Below are 15,982 nucleotides of genomic sequence, written 5' to 3'. Positions count from 1 at the left end.
GCGGCGCGGCTGCGCCTATGGCACTTCAACATCATTGTCGCAGCCCCGACCCGCGGTCACGAGCGGGGGCTCCTATCTTTTTAGTGCCCTCGGATTGGGTCATAGTGTCTGACGTTGCCAAAGCATCGGCGTCGGCTTGGTCCAGATGTGGCAGTTGAGGACGTTCCCTTTCTGCCGGCAGTTGGGGACAGTCCTAGCCGTTGGGTAGTCATTGGGGACGTACTTAAACGACTAGTCATTCAGGAACGTCCCCAATGGCTAGTCGTTTAAGTACGTCCCCAATGAGTATGTGGGGGCGCAGATTTTTCCGTTCGGCGATTTGTGGCTTGAAAAATGTATATAACGACTATAACGTAGTATGAAACATATTGGAAACAATACCGAGGAGGCTGCGTTGAAGAAAAGCAATCTGGGCTATGTGCTGGTGCTGATCGCCGCGCTTATGTGGGGCAGCATCGGAATCTTTGTAAACGGCATCTCGGCCATGGGCGTTTCGTCCCAGAGCATGGCTGCCTTTCGCTTGCTGGTCGGAGCGCTTATCTTGGCGCCGGTTCTGATGTTTATGGGCTGCCGCCCGGGTGAGGGGTCTACCGTGGCTCAGGGTCCGCTGGCCCTGTTCAAGGCAAGCCCTAAAGAGCTTGTTCCCTGCGCGCTTGTCGGTATCGTCGGTTTGGCCGCCGCCAACACCTGCTATTACGAGTGCATGGGCGAGGTGGGCATGTCCACGGCCTCGGTGCTGCTCTACACCTCGCCGGTGTTTGGCGTCATGCTCGGCCGCGTGCTTTATCGCGAGGACGTGACCCCTAACAAGCTCGTTGCCATTGTCTTTAACATCGTTGGCTGCGTGCTTGCAGTGACCAATGGCGACCTTTCCGGTTTTCATTTTTCGGTTTGGGGCGTCACGTCGGGTGTGATTGCAGGCCTTTGCGGTGCGTCGCTCGCGGTGTTTAGCCGAATAGCAACCAAGACGGTCCACCCGCTGGCAGTCACGTTTTGGGGCTTTGTTTTTGGCGGTGCGGTTATGGCAGCTATCGCGGCTCCGTGGCCGGATGTCGCCGCGGCAATGTCGCCACAGCTGCTGCTGCTGTTCCTTGGCTTTGGACTCATCCCCACAGCCGTGGCTTACATCTTATATATGCAGGGTCTGTCCATGGGGCTCGAGACGTCGAAAGTTCCCGTCGTAATGTCATTCGAGACAGTTGTCACCGTACTGCTGGGCATTGGTGTCTACGCCGAGCCCACCGGCGCGATCAAAGTCCTGGGCATCGTGCTGGTGCTCGCGTCCATCCTGATTATGAATACCGACTTCTCCAAGCTGCGCAACAGTGTGTTTGTCGGTCATGTCATTGAGAGCATGACCTTTAAGCCCAACGCGTGGTGGACGGAGAAATCGCAGGACATGGATCTGTTTAAGGAACGCACCGGCATCGCGCTGGAGCCCACCGTACAGGAAAGTCCCTGGTACTTCGTGCGATAGGGAATTGCGTGCGGCATCCGACCTGGGGTTATCCAGCCAGTGCCCGCCTACCCAGCCCCAATGTTTCGAGTACGTTAAGCCCGTAAACGGTCGATTTTTATCCGCGAACGGTCTTTATACTAATTATCAATGTAAGTAGCGTATAAGACGTTATAATGACCATAACGAAAAGGAGGAGGCAAGATGAATCAGATCATTCTCGCATCTCATGGCGGCCTGGCCGCAGGCGCCAAAGACACGCTCGAGATGGTTCTCGGCGACGTGTCGAACGTCCACGTCGTGTCGCTTGCTCGTGACGACAAGGAGCCCATCACCAATAAGGTGGACGCCATGATCGCCACGTTCAACGCGGACGACACCGTCTATGTGCTGACCGATATGCTCGGCAGCTCGGTCAACAACAGCATGGTCGAGCTTTCCAAGAACGGCACGAAGTTCACGGTTGTCAGCGGTTTCAACATCCCGCTGGCGCTCACGCTCGCTATGAGCCCCGCCCCCGTCAAGGGCACCGAGCTCGCGGCCCTCATCAACGAGGCCCGCACTGGTCTGACCAACCCCAACGCACCGGTCGAGGCCGTCGCGGCTCCCGCCAAGAAGGCCAAGGCGTCCCGTCACAGCTCCGGTCCCGCCAAGATCGTCCTCGCACGTCTTGACTACCGTCTGCTGCACGGCCAGGTCGTCTTTACCTGGACCACCAAGGTTCAGGCCGAGCGCATCATCGTCGTCGACAACGCTGCCGCCAACGATGACATCAAGAAAGGCGCTCTTAAGCTGGCCAAGCCCCAGGGCGTGCGCCTGAACGTCTTCACCGTCGAGCGCGCCCTCGCCAAGATGGACAAGCTCAACACCCTTGGCGAGCGTGTCATGTTCGTCTTTGGCAACACTGCCGAGATGCTGCAGTTCTGCCAGGGCTACAAGCTCGACGCCATCAACCTGGGCGCCACCGCCAACCACGACGGTGCCGATCAGATCGGCGGCAAGGACAGCTCCGTCTTCTTCGACGCCACGCAGAAGGACGACATCAACCAGCTGCTCGACATGGGCATCAAGCTCTATGTCCAGCAGACCCCCACGTATCAGAGCGTCGACATCGACGCCAAGCTGTAGTCAACCAGGCTTTTGCCTGACTGAAAGGAGAAGGGTATGAATACGTTCATCAGTGCGGTGCTCGTCGGCCTCGTCGGCGTGTTCTGCATGTGGGACTCCCGCCTGCTCGGTCGTCTTAACTTCGAGCAGCCCCTCGTTGGCGCTACGCTCGTCGGTCTGCTGCTGGGCGATGTGCCCACCGGCCTTGCCGTCGGCGCCGCCGTCGAGCTCGTGTCCATGGGCCTGGTGCAGGTCGGTGCTGCCGTTCCGCCCGATATGGTCCTGGGCGGCATCGTGGCCGCTGCCTTTGCGTGCCTGACCGATGCTTCCGCCGAGACCGCCATGACGATCGCCATCCCGGTCGCCGTCCTGGGTCAGCTCCTCGGCATCGTGTTCCGTTCCATCATCGCCGCCCTCACCCATGTGGCAGATAGCGCGATCGATAACGGAAAGTTCAAGACCGCCTACCGTATGCACATCTGCGTCGGCACTGGTCTGTACGCCGTCATGTACTTCCTGCCGATCTTCCTCGCCGTCTTTGTTGGCACCGACCTGGTTCAGGCCATCGTCAACATGGTTCCCGAGTGGCTGTCCACTGGTCTTAACGTTTCGACCAAGATCATGACCGCCTACGGCTTGGCCCTGCTGCTCACCATGATGATCAAGAAGGGTATGACTCCGTTCCTGTTCATCGGCTTCCTGCTCGCCGCTTACCTCAACCTGTCCGTCATCGCGGTCGCTCTGATCGGTGTGTGCCTGGCTGTCGTCTTCATGGGCTTCAAGTTCAACGGTTCCCATGCAGCCGCCGGTGTCGATTCCGACTACGATCCGCTCGAAGACGACGAAGACTAAGGAGGAACACACTATGGCAACCGCAACCAAGGACGTGTCCCTGAACAAGAAGGTCAGCCAGTTCTTCTGGCGCTCCTGGGCCATCCAGGCCTCTTGGAACTACGAGCGTCAGATGAACATGGGCTTCCTCTATGGCATGGTTCCCACGCTCGATCGCCTCTATCCGGATGAGTCCGACCCCAAGCAGCTCGCTGCCAAGAAAGAGGCTTACCGCCGTCACATGGCGTTCTACAACTGCACTCCGCAGACGAGCGCTTTCGTCCTGGGCCTCGCCGCCTCCATGGAGGAGGAGTACGCCAAGGATCCCGAGAACTTCGATCCCGATTCGATCAACGCGGTCAAGACCTCCCTCATGGGTCCGCTTTCCGGTATTGGTGACTCCTTCTTCCAGGGCACCATCCGCGTTATCGCCTTTGGTCTGGGCGTTCAGCTGGCTCAGCAGGGCTCCATCATGGGCCCGATCCTGGCCATGCTCATCTCCATCGTGCCCTCCGTGCTGATCACGTGGTTCGCAGCCAAGATGGGCTATCAGGGCGGCCACGAGTACCTGAGCAAGCTTCAGGGCGGCGACCTCATGGAGAAGCTCATGTATGTCTGCGGCATCGTGGGTCTTATGTCCGTGGGTGGCATGATCGCTACGCTGATCGGCGCCACCACCCCGCTGCAGTTCGCTGACGGCACCGTCGTGATCCAGGACATCCTGGACGGCATGATGCCCCAGATGATTTCCCTTGGCCTCACCGGCCTTATGTACTGGCTCATCAAGAAGAACGTCAACACCGGTTGGCTTCTTGTGATTGCCATCGTGGGCGGCATCGCCCTCTCCGCGGCCGGCATCCTGGCCTAGTCGCGCCCAAGCGTCTAACCGCTTTCCCCGGGGAGCCTGCCTGGCATCCCATACCCCAGGCAGGCTCCCATCCCTAAATGTGTCAAAGGGACAGTCCCTATGTCACATCTTCAATGGGCCGGCGACTCGGTCCAAATCACGGTAACCCTGCGCACGTCCGGCAAAGTGGCGCCGCAAAAATCGAAAGGAATGTGTCAGATGTACGAGATCGACCTTAACCTCCCCAAGCAGATCGTCGCTGATGTCCTGTCCAACCACGAGATCCACAGCGTCGCCTTCGTCGGCTGCGGCGCTTCCATGTCCGACCTTTACCCCGCCAAGTACTTCCTGGCCAACAACACGGACAAGCTGAACGTTCAGATCTTCACCGCAAACGAGTTCAACTACGACACGCCCTCCTGGGTCAACGAGCACACCTTCGTGATCACCTGCTCCCTCGGTGGCTCCACGCCCGAGACCGTCGAGGCCAACAAGACCGCCAAGAAGCACAACTGCCCGGTCGTCTCCCTCACCAACAAGGCCGGCTCCGCTCTGACCGTCGACGCCGACCACGTCATCATCCACGGCTTCCACGCCAACTACGCTGCCAAGTGCGAGAAGCCCGGCTATGCCATCGCTCTTGCTCTCGAGATCCTTCAGCAGACCGAGGGCTATGACCACTACGAGGACATGATCACCGGTCTCACCAACGTCTTCGACCTCTGCGAGAACGCCGCTCAGTCCTGCAAGAAGCTCGCCAAGAAGTTCGCCGAGGACTTCAAGGACGACAAGATGATCTACTTCATGGCTTCCGGTGCCTCCGAGAAGATGGCTTATTCTCACGCCGCCTTCCTGTTCACCGAGATGCAGTGGATCGACGCCGCCGCTTACAACACCGGCGAGTACTTCCACGGTCCGTTCGAGGTTTCCACCGAGGGTAAGCCCTACGTCTTCTTCATGTCCGATGGCGCTACCCGTCCGATGGACGCCCGCGCCCTCACCTTCCTTGAGCGCATGGGCGCCAAGGTCGCTCTGATCGACTCCAAGGACTACGGCCTGGCTGACGCCGTGCCCGCGAGTGTCGTCACCTACTTCAACCCGCTGCTGCACCTCGCCGTTATGCGCGAGTACGGCAACCAGATCGCCGAGGCCCGTCAGCACCCGCTGACCATGCGTCGCTACATGTGGAAGCTTTCCTACTAATCACAAGTAAGCAGCCCTTACGGGTTGATTGAGAGGGGATGGGGTTTTCGCCCCGTCCCCTTTTTTGCTTTGGGGGCGTGTTTGTCGCGCCGCAAACCCCAGATAAAACCTACCAAAATAAACCTGTCCCTTTTTGGCAGGTGGAAGGAGGAGCGTATGATCAAGGCAGTGCTGTTTGACATGGACGGCGTGCTGGTCGATACCGAGTGGTTCTACAACCGTCGCCGCGTGGCGTTTATGGAAGAGAAGGGGTTCCACTTTGACGAGATCCCCGACCTTTCGGGGTCTAACGAGCCGGCCATTTGGAAAGCGCTGGTGCCCGACGATGTTGAGCTGCGTGAGCGCCTGCGCGTGGAGTACAAGCAGGTCTACAGCCCGCACCACCCCGTTCCGTATGCCGAGCTTCTCAACGAGCAGACGGGGCCGGTGATGCGTGAGCTGCATGAGCGCGGCGTGAAGTGTGCCATCGCGAGCTCGTCCTATCGCGAGCTGATCGACGAGCTGGTGGAGATTGCCGGCATCGCCGACGTGCTGGACTACACCATCAGCGGTCACGAGTGCAGTGCGTTTAAGCCCGACCCCGAGATCTACCAGCGTGCCATGGAGGCGCTGGGGGTGGAGCCTGCCGAGTGCCTGGTTATCGAGGATTCGCCTCTGGGCATCGAGGCTGGCAAGCGCTCTGGCGCCCGCGTCCTGGCGCTGCGTCCGCACGAGGGCGTCAACCTGGACCAGTCTGCCGCCGACGTTGTCATTGACAATCTGTGTGACATCCTACCTGCCATTTAGGGACAGGTTTATTTTGGCAGGTTTTATCTGGGCAAATGCCGAATTCGCCGTGAAGGGATCGCTCTCTTCACGGCGTTTTTCTTTTGAGCGGCCTCACGGTCCTTATGATGGTTGTCGAGAGAGGGTGAATTGAGGCGCCCCCGCACGCTCCATGCTACAATCGCGGGCATGCCCCACAACTATATCTGCCTTCGAAAGGAGCCTGCGTGGCGGATGCCATCGATCAGCTCACGGACCGAGTGCTCGTACTCGGCCGCCTCACCATCGTCCGCCGTGCCATTACTGCCGTGGCAGTCACGGTCTCTGCCGTTCTCCAGACATTCCTGATCCAGGCGTTCATTCGGCCCGCTGACCTGCTTCCGAGCGGTTTTACCGGCGTCGCGGTCCTTCTCGATCGCGTTACCTCGCTAGGCGGCGTTCACATCGACATCTCGCTCGGTATGCTCGCACTCAACATCCCCGTGGCGCTCCTATGCTGGAGCGGCATTAGCAAGCGCTTCGTCATCTTCTCGATGATGCAGGTCGTGCTCTCGTCGCTGTTCCTCAACGTCTTTCACTTCGCTCCATTTTTGGGCGACAAGATCATGCTCATCATTTTTGGCGGTGTGGTCTCGGGCCTGGGTGCTGCCATCGCGCTTAAGTCCGGCGCATCCACCGGCGGCACCGACTTTATCGCGTTATGGGTCTCCAACCACACAGGCAAGACCATCTGGGGCGTCATCTTTGGCTTCAACTGCTTTATCCTGGCAATCTTTGGTTTTATGTTTGGCTGGGACAAGGCGGCGTATTCCATTGTGTTCCAGTTTATTTCGACCAAGACCATCGACAGTTTCTATCATCGCTACGATCGTGTGACGCTGCAGATCACGACGCGCAAGGCAGACGAGGTCATGACTGCCTACGTAAACCATTTTCAGCACGGCATTAGCTGCGCCGAGGTCGTCGGCGGATACAGCCGCGAGAAGATGTACCTGCTGCACACCGTTGTCTCGACCTACGAGAGCCAGGACATTATCAAGCTGGTGTGCGACGTTGATCCCGGCGCCGTGATCAACGTGTTCCACACGCTCAACTTTGTGGGCGGTTGGTGGGGCGGTCATGTCGACGAACCCATGCCCACGGCTGTTCCCGATCCCGATAAGCCCGCACGCATGGCCAGCAGGCAGGTGCGCCTCAGCGAACAGGACAGCTTGCAGCAGGACGACGGCAAGTAAGGTATTTGGTATTTTGCCGGCTCTGCTCAATCCTGTCCCTTTTTGGTAGGGAGGGTGTATCGTTTTATCGTTATGAGGTAACATAAAACTAGACGTTATATACGTATTTGTTATTCCGATATTTCGATAAGAGTGATTAGATATGCCTGCACCCAAAAATGCGCCGCTGTACCAGCAGATTTACGACGAAATCAAGGATTCGATCGAGAAAGGTGTTTATGCACCCAAGGAGCGTATCCCGTCCGAGCTTGAGCTTGCCGAGCAGTACGAGGTGAGCCGTATTACGGTGCGCCGCGCCGTAGAGGAGCTGTGTTCCGATGGCTATCTGGTTAAACAGCAAGGCCGTGGCACGTTTGTCTCCACGCCGCACATCAACCGCCAGTTTCATGCCTCGATGCTGCAGACGTTTACCGCGCTGTGTGCCGACAATGGCATGAAGGCCGGCGCGCATGTAATCGATCGCCAGATCGTTCCGGCGCGCCAAAACGAGATGGAGTTCTTTGGCCTGCAGAAGGATGCGCTGCTGCTGCATATCAAGCGCGTGCGTACGGCCGACGGCGAGCCCATCTTTGAGGAGAATATCTTTGTGCCCTTTGACGCCTACCGTGAGCTGTTGACGGCCGACCTTGAGGACAAGTCGATTTTTGCCGAGGTCGAGCGTGTTGGTGGAACGCCGATTGCCTCGGTTGGCTACCGCACGGTCGAGGCCGTTCGCGCCAATGCCGAGCAGGCGGCCGAGCTGGGCATCGCTCCGCACGATCCGCTGCTCAACCTGCGTGCCGGCTTTACCGGTCCCAATGGCGAGCCGGTTTTGCTCGGCAAGCAGTACTACGTGGGTAGCCGCTACGTCATGGTCATGTAAGTTACGCGGTTTTACCAAACCGCGTAACGGCTCGACGCTACGCCTTTGGTTCCGCCGTTCTAACGAACGGCGGACCGGTCGACGCTGCAAACGCCCCTAAGCGAGCAAGGTGACGTTCAATCGTCGGTCGCGTACCGAAGTACGCTTCCCTCCTCTTTCACGTCACCTTGCTCGCTTAGGGGCGTTTTCGCTGACTTATGCTCAACCAGCGACGTTTCCGCGCTTGTCAAGAATGTCCCCAATGACTACCCGCAGAATGAGCGTGGATAATCTCCCGTTTTTTGCTTGGTGACGGGTTCAAAGTGGGAGATTATCCACGCTCGTTCCCATCGGATTACATTGCCCGTGGCCGGCAGCCGTGCGGCACCGGTCCGCGTGGCGGCGTATAATCGGCGGCAGATGACTTGGACGTTAGGAAACCATGACCGATAGCATGCAGCAGATGGCGCTCGATACGCTCGGCGCCTATTTTGGCTACACCTCGTTTCGCCCGGGGCAGGACCGCATGGTCGATGCGATCCTTGCCGGCCGCGATGCGCTGGGCGTTATGCCCACGGGCGCCGGCAAGTCCATTTGCTACCAGGTGCCCGCGCTCATGCTGCCCGGTATCACCTTTGTGGTGAGTCCGCTGCTGTCGCTTATGGAGGATCAGACCCGCGCATTGCTCGCGGCGGGTGCGCGACCCAGCTATCTCAACTCCAGTCTTACTCCGGCCCAGCAAAACACCGTGCTCAAGCGGGCGCGCGAGGGCCGCTACCAGCTTATGTACGTGGCGCCCGAGCGTCTGCTCGAGCCGCGCTTTTTAGCTTTTGCGCGGGAGGCCGCCGCCGGCATTGGCGTGCCGCTCGTGGCCATTGACGAGGCCCACTGCGTAAGCCAGTGGGGCCAGGATTTCCGTCCCGCCTACCTGCAGATTCGCGAGTTCATCGATTCCCTGCCGCAGCGCCCCATCGTGGCGGCCTTTACCGCTACGGCGACCGAGCGCGTGCGTGCGGACATTCAGCAGATGCTCGGCCTGCAAAACCCCGCGACGGTGGTGATGGGCTTCGATCGCAAGAACCTCTACTTTGGCTGCGAGGAGATGGGCGACAAGGCCAAGGCCGCGTGGGTGCGCGACTATGTGATCGCACATTCGAGTGAAAGCGGCATCGTGTATTGCTCGACTCGCAAGACCGTCGATGCGCTGGCAAGCGAGCTTGCCGAGGCGCTGGGCTCCAGCGGCATTCGCGTTGGCCGCTACCATGCCGGCATGGGCAACGACGCCCGCCGGCAAAGCCAGCGCGCCTTTATCGACGACGATATCCAGGTAATGGTTGCCACCAACGCCTTTGGCATGGGTATCGACAAGCCCAACGTGCGCTACGTGATTCACAACAACGTGCCCGAGAGCATCGAGGCGTACTACCAGGAGGCGGGCCGCGCCGGCCGCGATGGAGACCCAGCCAGCTGCCATTTGCTGTGGAACGGCAATGATTTTCGCATGCGTCGCTTTTTGATCGATCGCGGCGATGCTGCCGACGAGGCGCTCGATGACGAGCAACGCGCGTGGGCGCTCCAGAATCGATACCGCCTGCTCAGCCAGATGGAGGGCTACTGCAATACCACCGGCTGCCTGCGCGAATACATGCTGCGCTACTTTGGCGACGAGGCTGCGGCCGAGCATACCGCCGCAGCCGGTGCTAGCGGTGCCGCCACGGACGACGCCGAGGGCTGCGGCAACTGCAGCAACTGCCTCACGCAGTTCGAGGTCGAGGACGTCACCGATATGGCCCGCGCCGCCGTGCGCTATGTGGCTACGCGTCCCATGCGTTTTGGCAAGTCGCTGATCGCCGACGTGCTCCACGGCGGCAACACCGAGCGCATTCGCCAGATGCATCTGGACGAGGACCGCGGCTACGGTGAGCTGTCGAGCGAATCGGTCGGGCGCATCAAGGACATCATCGGGCAGCTGTGCGGCCGCGGTTATTTGGCAACCTCACAGGGACAGTACCCGGTCGTGGGACTGGGACCGCGTGCCGGCGAGGTCGAGGACGAGGCGTTTGCCTTTACCGTTAAGCGTCGTGCATCCAAGCGCAAGGCCTCGGCCCGCGCCCTCCGTGCGGTGGATCTGCTGCGCGAGGAGGCCGAGCTGGATCAGCGCCCGCGCGTGGGCGACGATGCCGAGCTGTTCGAGCGCTTGCGTGCACTCCGCAAGGAGATTTCGATCGAGCTGGAGATGGCGCCGTACATGGTCTTCTCCGATAAGGCCCTGCGCGGTCTGTGCCGCCTGCGCCCTCAGACGCGCGACGAGCTTATCCGGGTCAACGGCATTGGCGAGAAAAAAGCCGACGCCTTTGGCGAGCAGTTTATGGCGGCGATTGAAGAGTTTGAATCCGAGCATGCACGGGATGGAGCGTAACGATGGCAGCCGATAGCAAAACCGACCGTACTGACGTGTCCGCCGTGCCGCTGTACCAGCAGGTTATGGACGACCTAAAGGGCGAGATCGCGCGCGGCGTGTACGCTGCCGGCTCGCGCATTCCTTCCGAGATGGAGCTCGCGAAGTCCTACGGCGTGGGGCGCATTACCGTGCGTCGCGCCATTGAGGAGTTGTCGCGCGCGGGATATCTCAACCGTCAGCAGGGGAGGGGCACGTTTGTGTGTGCGCCCAAGCTCAAGCGCAAGATTGTCCAGAAAGGCGACGTCCAGAGTTTTACCGAGGGCTGCGCTGCCAACGACATGGCGGCCGGAGCGCGCCTGGTGTCGCGCACGGTGGTTGCGGCGACGCGCGAGGACGCGGCGTTTTTTGGCGTGGAACCCGGCTGCGAGCTCATCGTGGTCGAGCGCGTGCGCACGGCCGATGGCGTGCCCGTCATGCTCGAGAACAACGCCTTTGTGCTGGCCGACCATCCCTATCTGCAGCAGCTTGCCGACGAGGACCTCGCCGACAATTCGATTTTTGCGCTCGTTGCCGTGCATTCGGGCCGCGCACCGCTCAAGTCCGATCCCTGTACCGTGGAGATCGCGCTCGCTGATGCTCAGACGGCCCCGCTGTTGGAGGTGCCGGTCGGCGAGCCGCTCTTTTATATGGAGGCGTACTTTACCGATGCGGACGAGCGGCCCTTGCTGCTCGGGCGCCAAAAGATCGTGGGGTCGCGCTACGTGTTCGACATCTAACGTTCATAGATAGAACAATACAGAACAAGTTTGGTGAAATGAATTCACCTGCGACAGCTTGCGTGCTATAAATAGGACAATATAGAACGACCGCAGGTACGAGCTTTCGTCGCTCAAAGCCGCCACACAGGGAGGAATGTCACCGTGAACGCACACAATCTGGTTCAGGGAATTATCGAGCGCAAGGGTAAGATCGAGAATGTCTTTTGGATCGCCTGCGGCGGTTCGATGATTGACCTTATGCCGGCCAATGAGCTGCTCAAGCGCGAGGCAACCACGTTTACTTCGACGGTCTACACGGCGCGCGAGTTTTGCCTTATGGCCCCCAAGAGTCTAGGGCCGAAGTCGCTCGTCATCGCCTGTAGCCACAGCGGTAACACGCAAGAGGTCGTCGACGGCTGCGAGATGGCGCTGGCCGCCGGTGCCGAGGTCGTGACTATGACTGACTACGCGGGCTCCAAGATCGATAACGGCAAGTGGACCACCTGGGTTTACCCGTGGGGCAAGGGCGAGTCGCAGGCCGAAGTTCCGCAGGGCATCGGCGCTCTGATCGCCGCCGAGCTGCTCGACCAGCAGGAGGGCTACGAGGCGCTCGCCGACATGTACGCCGGCCTTAAGCAGATGGACGCACTGCTGCCCGCTGCCCGCGAGAAGGTCAACGCCGAGCTGGGCGATCGCTTTGCCGAGCTCTGCCAGCAGCACAAGTTCTTCTATATCCTGGGCTCCGGCCCCAACTTTAGCCAGACCTACGCCATGGCCATCTGCTCGCTCATGGAGATGCAGTGGCAGCACTGCTGCTACATCCACTCCGGCGAGTATTTCCACGGTCCCTTCGAGGCTACCGAGCCCGGCGTCTTCTACTTTGTGCAGCTTGGCGCTGGCGAGTGTCGCCCCATGGAGGAGCGCGCACTGGCATTCCTCAACACGCACACCGATACAGTCATGGTGCTCGATGCGCTTGAGTACGGCGTGGGCGAGGTGCCTGCCAGCGTGCGTTCGTACCTGGAGCCGATCTTCTTCTATGCGATGAGCTGTGAGCTGCGCGCTGCCCGCGGCAAGGTATTTGACCACAGCCCCGAGGTTCGCCGCTACATGGGCGTCGAGCGGTACTAGGTAACGGGGAACGCGATTTTTCATGACGGGGCCTTCGCCAAGCGCGGGCCCCGTTTGCGTCACGGCGCCCCTTTCTGTTTGTCGAAAACGAAGTCAAATACTTTTCCCGAGAAGTGAACGACCTATTTTGGACCCCCGAAGCATCGACATTTTTTGACGCCAAAACAGCAGGAAAATCTTAATGAAACTGCAGGAAATGGTCTCCACAAAGTGCCGATGCTTCGAGGGCTCGTTTTTGCTCGTTCACTTTTCGGTAAAATTATTAGACATAAATCTGAAAGCGTGTCGGGTGAGTCAAATCGCGGGCCGGGCGGGTGGTTTGCGGGGGGGGCCCGCTTTACATTGTGTCCGTATGAGTGAGTTGTCGCATCAACCGGCGGACTACTTGGCGTCGTAGGCCTCGGCGTCCCACCAGTCGAGCTGGGCGATGTTGTCGCGAATATGCTGACAGCTCTTGTGGAAGCCCTCGAGCTCGTGCTCGGAAAGGTCGAGCGTGTAGACCTCCTCGACGCCCTCGGCGCCGATCACGCACGGCAGGGAGGTAAAGATGCCCTCCTCGCCATACTGGCCGGTCATAAGCGTAGAGGCCGAAAGCACGGCGTGCTCGTTGTGCAGCACGGCGGCGCAGACGCGCGCGGCGGAGTTGGCAACGGCGTACTCGGTGCACTGCTTGCCGGCGTAGGTCACATAGCCGCCCTTGCGTGCGAGCTCCTCGACCTCCATGTGGTCGAAGGCGTACTTGTCGGGGTTCTCGGCCTGAAGCTCGTTGAGGCTCTTGCCGGCGATGGTTGCGGCCTTAAAGGCGGCCAGCTGGCTAAAGCCGTGCTCGCCGATCATGTAGGCGTCGATGGACTTGGGGCTCACCCCGACCTTCTTGGAGATCTCGGTGCGCAGGCGGGCAGAGTCCAGGCCACAGCCCGAGCCGATGATCTTCTTGGGATCGTAGCCGGTCAGGTGCCACAGCTCGGTGCACACGACGTCGCAGGGGTTGGAGATGCTCACGAAGATGCCGTCGAAGCCGGCATCGACGATGCGCTTGGCAAAGGTGCGGGCGGCGTCGGTGGTAAAGAACAGCTCGCCGTCGCGGTTGCCGGCGGCCAGTGCGACCTTGCCGGCGGCGTTGACGATGACGTCGCAGCAGGCCAGCTCCTCGTAGTGGTCGTAGCAGTTGACGATCTTGGTGTTGTACGGGACAAACGAAAGGGAGTCGCGCAGGTCTTGGACCTCGGACGTCACCTTTGCCTCGTTGATATCGCAGAGGTACAGCTCATCGGCAATGCCCTGCATGAGCAGGCTGTTGGCGACATGTGCTCCTACGTGGCCCTGGCCGACCACACCGATCTTACGCGTCTGGTACATATACGTATCCTTTCGGCCGAGTTTTTCGCATCGAACCATTGTAGCGTCCTGCTGCCACTTTGCTAGGCTAAAGCGCCGTAGTTTTTTGGGACATGCCTTAATCTCTACTTTTGGAGTGATTTGGGCCGCTGACGGTGTCTCGGGGCGATGCACTCGCGCGGATGGGGCCGCTCGTTGTACCATAGCTGCAACTGACTCGTAAGGAGTATCCATGCCCATTCGCATCCCCGACGCCCTCCCTGCCGCCGCGCAGCTCGAGAGCGAGAACATCTTTGTCATGACTGAGTACCGCGCGCTGCACCAGGACATCCGTCCGCTGCGCGTGCTCATCCTCAACCTCATGCCAACCAAGATCGCCACCGAGACGCAGATCATGCGCAAGCTCTCCAACACGCCGCTGCAGGTAGAGGTGGACCTGCTACGCACCAAGACGCACGAGGCCACGCACGTGAGTGCCGGCCACCTGGAGACGTTCTACCGTACGTTCGACGACATCCGCGATATCCACTACGACGGCCTGATCATCACGGGCGCGCCGGTGGAGCAGATGCCGTTCGAGGAGGTCGACTACTGGCCCGAGCTCTGCCAGATCATGGATTGGTCCACCACGCACGTGCACTCTACGCTGCATATTTGCTGGGGTGCACAGGCAGGGCTCTACCATCATTACGGTATCCAGAAGTGCGACCTGCCGGCCAAGGCGAGCGGCGTGTTTGAGCATTATCTGGTAAAGCCGCAAAGCCCGCTGGTCCGCGGCTTTGACGACCGCTTCTATGCCGTGCATTCACGCAATACCGATGTGCGCCGCGAGGACGTGGAGGCCGAGCCGCAGCTTGAGGTCGTGGCCGTATCAGACGAGGTGGGCCTGTACATCGTCAAGTCGACCGACAGCCGCCGCTTCTTTGTCTTTGGCCATCCCGAGTACGATACCGACACGCTGCGCCTGGAGTACGAGCGCGACGTGAAGCGCGGGCTCAACCCCCAGGTGCCGGCGCATTACTTCCCAGGTGACGACCCCACCGCCGAGCCGCGCAACGTCTGGCGCAGCCAGGCCCAGCTGCTCTACACCAACTGGCTCAACTACTACGTCTACCAGACCACGCCCTACGACCTGGCCCGCGCCGGCGAGGAGCACTAGGCTACGGCCGCGGTTGCGGTTGTGGCTGCGGCTGCGGCGTGACGAGCGTGGATTTTCGGATGCCCATCTTGCGGGTGCGATACAACGGCGGTTAGGCGCTGATGATGTGGGGTAGCGGCAGGTCGTGGGTGTCGGTGGGAACGTGGTCGACACGCTGCTCGTCAAAGGCGATGCCGATGATTTGGCATGCGGGCGAGATCGTGGGCAGGTAGCGGTCGTAGCAGCCGCCGCCGTAGCCCAGGCGCGCGCCGGTGTGGTCGAAGGCTACGAGCGGCACGACGATCATATCGAGCGCCTCGGCAGGCACGATAGGAAAACGGCTGCTGTCGACGTCCGTGGCTGCGAAGGCCCGCGTAGGGTGGGCGATAAACGGGGCCTCGGACGCATCGCCGGCAGCAACTGCCCGCATGCACATGCGCTGGCCACAAGCCACGGTGTCAGCTGCCGAGAACATGCACGGATAGGCCACGCGCCAGCCGTGTTTTGCGGCCGCTGCGGCAAACGCGGCAGGATCTGCCTCGGAGCCCATGGCGGCATAGACGGCAACGGTGCGCGGGGCCACGGGACCCGAGCCGCCCAGCAACTCAACGAGCCGCGCGCATACAGCAGCAGACTTTGCCGTCCGCATATCCAAATCTAGAGCATCGCGCCGGGCAATTATCGCCCGCCGCAACTCGGCCTTATCCATCCCGGCCCCTCTCTCAAACCTACCAAAAAGGGACAGGTTTATTTTGGTAGGTTTTATCTGGTCAAATGACGAAACCACCACGCAAACCATCGCAAGGGGAGCAGTTCATGGACACCTTCGTGGGTTTTGACGAAGAGTGGGTGTTCGCGGCGGTGTGTCTCGATCTGTAACAGTAACTCGGCAAAATCGGGCCTAGATGTTACAGATTGAGACAAAGGGCCG

14 protein-coding genes are annotated in these 15,982 nt (G+C 60.1%); 12 read left to right on the top strand and 2 right to left on the bottom strand.

The genetic code is table 11. The annotated features are described in order from the left end of the window. The first annotated feature begins 394 nt into the window (after positions 1–394). The 11 genes from ACTNBB_RS02775 (at position 395) to ACTNBB_RS02725 (ending at position 12,575) form a co-directional block, all read left to right on the top strand. Positions 395–1,477, top strand: coding sequence for a DMT family transporter (locus ACTNBB_RS02775; RefSeq protein WP_441056547.1), 1,083 nt, complete (start codon positions 395–397; stop codon positions 1,475–1,477). A gap of 183 nt (positions 1,478–1,660) precedes the next feature. Then, complete coding sequence (locus ACTNBB_RS02770; protein ID WP_441056548.1) at positions 1,661–2,584, top strand: PTS mannose/fructose/sorbose transporter subunit IIAB; 924 nt, start codon at positions 1,661–1,663, stop codon at positions 2,582–2,584. A gap of 36 nt (positions 2,585–2,620) precedes the next feature. Then, positions 2,621–3,415, top strand: a complete 795-nt coding sequence (locus ACTNBB_RS02765) for a PTS mannose/fructose/sorbose/N-acetylgalactosamine transporter subunit IIC (protein WP_154518546.1) — start codon at positions 2,621–2,623, stop codon at positions 3,413–3,415. Positions 3,416–3,428: 13 nt separating this feature from the next. Continuing rightward, a complete protein-coding gene (locus tag ACTNBB_RS02760; protein WP_154518549.1) occupies positions 3,429–4,262 on the top strand; it encodes a PTS system mannose/fructose/sorbose family transporter subunit IID in 834 nt (277 codons plus the stop codon). Between the two features lie 198 nt (positions 4,263–4,460). Beyond that, positions 4,461–5,444, top strand: coding sequence for an SIS domain-containing protein (locus ACTNBB_RS02755; protein ID WP_229770738.1), 984 nt, complete (start codon positions 4,461–4,463; stop codon positions 5,442–5,444). Positions 5,445–5,600: 156 nt separating this feature from the next. Further along, a complete protein-coding gene (locus ACTNBB_RS02750; RefSeq protein ID WP_441056549.1) occupies positions 5,601–6,230 on the top strand; it encodes an HAD family hydrolase in 630 nt (209 codons plus the stop codon). A gap of 206 nt (positions 6,231–6,436) precedes the next feature. Beyond that, complete coding sequence (locus tag ACTNBB_RS02745) at positions 6,437–7,444, top strand: YitT family protein (protein ID WP_441056550.1); 1,008 nt, start codon at positions 6,437–6,439, stop codon at positions 7,442–7,444. Positions 7,445–7,586: 142 nt separating this feature from the next. Next, entirely contained in the window at positions 7,587–8,306 is a 720-nt protein-coding gene (locus ACTNBB_RS02740) for a GntR family transcriptional regulator (RefSeq protein WP_441056551.1), read from the top strand. 421 nt (positions 8,307–8,727) lie between these two features. Beyond that, positions 8,728–10,704 (top strand): RecQ family ATP-dependent DNA helicase, encoded by a 1,977-nt coding sequence (locus tag ACTNBB_RS02735; RefSeq protein ID WP_441056553.1) that lies wholly within the window; start codon positions 8,728–8,730, stop codon positions 10,702–10,704. A gap of 2 nt (positions 10,705–10,706) precedes the next feature. Continuing rightward, positions 10,707–11,462: a GntR family transcriptional regulator gene (locus ACTNBB_RS02730; RefSeq protein WP_441056555.1), complete on the top strand. Its 756-nt coding sequence runs from the start codon at positions 10,707–10,709 to the stop codon at positions 11,460–11,462. A 144-nt stretch (positions 11,463–11,606) separates the two neighbouring features. Beyond that, positions 11,607–12,575 (top strand): SIS domain-containing protein, encoded by a 969-nt coding sequence (locus ACTNBB_RS02725; RefSeq protein WP_441056557.1) that lies wholly within the window; start codon positions 11,607–11,609, stop codon positions 12,573–12,575. Between the two features lie 381 nt (positions 12,576–12,956). On the opposite strand, the gene ACTNBB_RS02720 is transcribed toward ACTNBB_RS02725, so the two are convergent. Next, positions 12,957–13,934, bottom strand: coding sequence for an L-lactate dehydrogenase (locus tag ACTNBB_RS02720; protein ID WP_152067319.1), 978 nt, complete (start codon positions 13,932–13,934; stop codon positions 12,957–12,959). A gap of 211 nt (positions 13,935–14,145) precedes the next feature. Between ACTNBB_RS02720 and metA the strand changes: the two genes are divergently transcribed. Next, on the top strand, positions 14,146–15,072 hold the full coding sequence (gene metA, locus ACTNBB_RS02715) for a homoserine O-acetyltransferase MetA (RefSeq protein ID WP_427719472.1): 927 nt from the start codon (positions 14,146–14,148) through the stop codon (positions 15,070–15,072). 91 nt (positions 15,073–15,163) lie between these two features. On the opposite strand, the gene ACTNBB_RS02710 is transcribed toward metA, so the two are convergent. Next, positions 15,164–15,760, bottom strand: coding sequence for a 5-formyltetrahydrofolate cyclo-ligase (locus ACTNBB_RS02710; protein WP_441056559.1), 597 nt, complete (start codon positions 15,758–15,760; stop codon positions 15,164–15,166). Between the last annotated feature and the right edge of the window lie 222 nt (positions 15,761–15,982).

Origin of the sequence: Collinsella sp. HCP28S3_B9 (assembly GCF_052066095.1) — a bacterium.
Taxonomy (GTDB): domain Bacteria; phylum Actinomycetota; class Coriobacteriia; order Coriobacteriales; family Coriobacteriaceae; genus Collinsella.
Note: the sequence above shows the minus strand (reverse complement) of the source record. Positions and strands in the feature narration are given on the sequence as shown.

Bases quoted from the DNA above. Each gene is read 5' to 3' on its own strand.
- ACTNBB_RS02770 (WP_441056548.1), top strand. From the start codon at position 1,661: ATGAATCAGATCATTCTCGCATCTCATGGCGGCCTGGCCGCAGGCGCC.
- ACTNBB_RS02765 (WP_154518546.1), top strand. From the start codon at position 2,621: ATGAATACGTTCATCAGTGCGGTGCTCGTCGGCCTCGTCGGCGTGTTC.
- ACTNBB_RS02760 (WP_154518549.1), top strand. From the start codon at position 3,429: ATGGCAACCGCAACCAAGGACGTGTCCCTGAACAAGAAGGTCAGCCAG.
- ACTNBB_RS02755 (WP_229770738.1), top strand. From the start codon at position 4,461: ATGTACGAGATCGACCTTAACCTCCCCAAGCAGATCGTCGCTGATGTC.
- ACTNBB_RS02750 (WP_441056549.1), top strand. From the start codon at position 5,601: ATGATCAAGGCAGTGCTGTTTGACATGGACGGCGTGCTGGTCGATACC.
- ACTNBB_RS02740 (WP_441056551.1), top strand. From the start codon at position 7,587: ATGCCTGCACCCAAAAATGCGCCGCTGTACCAGCAGATTTACGACGAA.
- ACTNBB_RS02735 (WP_441056553.1), top strand. From the start codon at position 8,728: ATGACCGATAGCATGCAGCAGATGGCGCTCGATACGCTCGGCGCCTAT.
- ACTNBB_RS02730 (WP_441056555.1), top strand. From the start codon at position 10,707: ATGGCAGCCGATAGCAAAACCGACCGTACTGACGTGTCCGCCGTGCCG.
- ACTNBB_RS02720 (WP_152067319.1), bottom strand. From the start codon at position 13,934: ATGTACCAGACGCGTAAGATCGGTGTGGTCGGCCAGGGCCACGTAGGA.
- metA (WP_427719472.1), top strand. From the start codon at position 14,146: ATGCCCATTCGCATCCCCGACGCCCTCCCTGCCGCCGCGCAGCTCGAG.
- ACTNBB_RS02710 (WP_441056559.1), bottom strand. From the start codon at position 15,760: ATGGATAAGGCCGAGTTGCGGCGGGCGATAATTGCCCGGCGCGATGCT.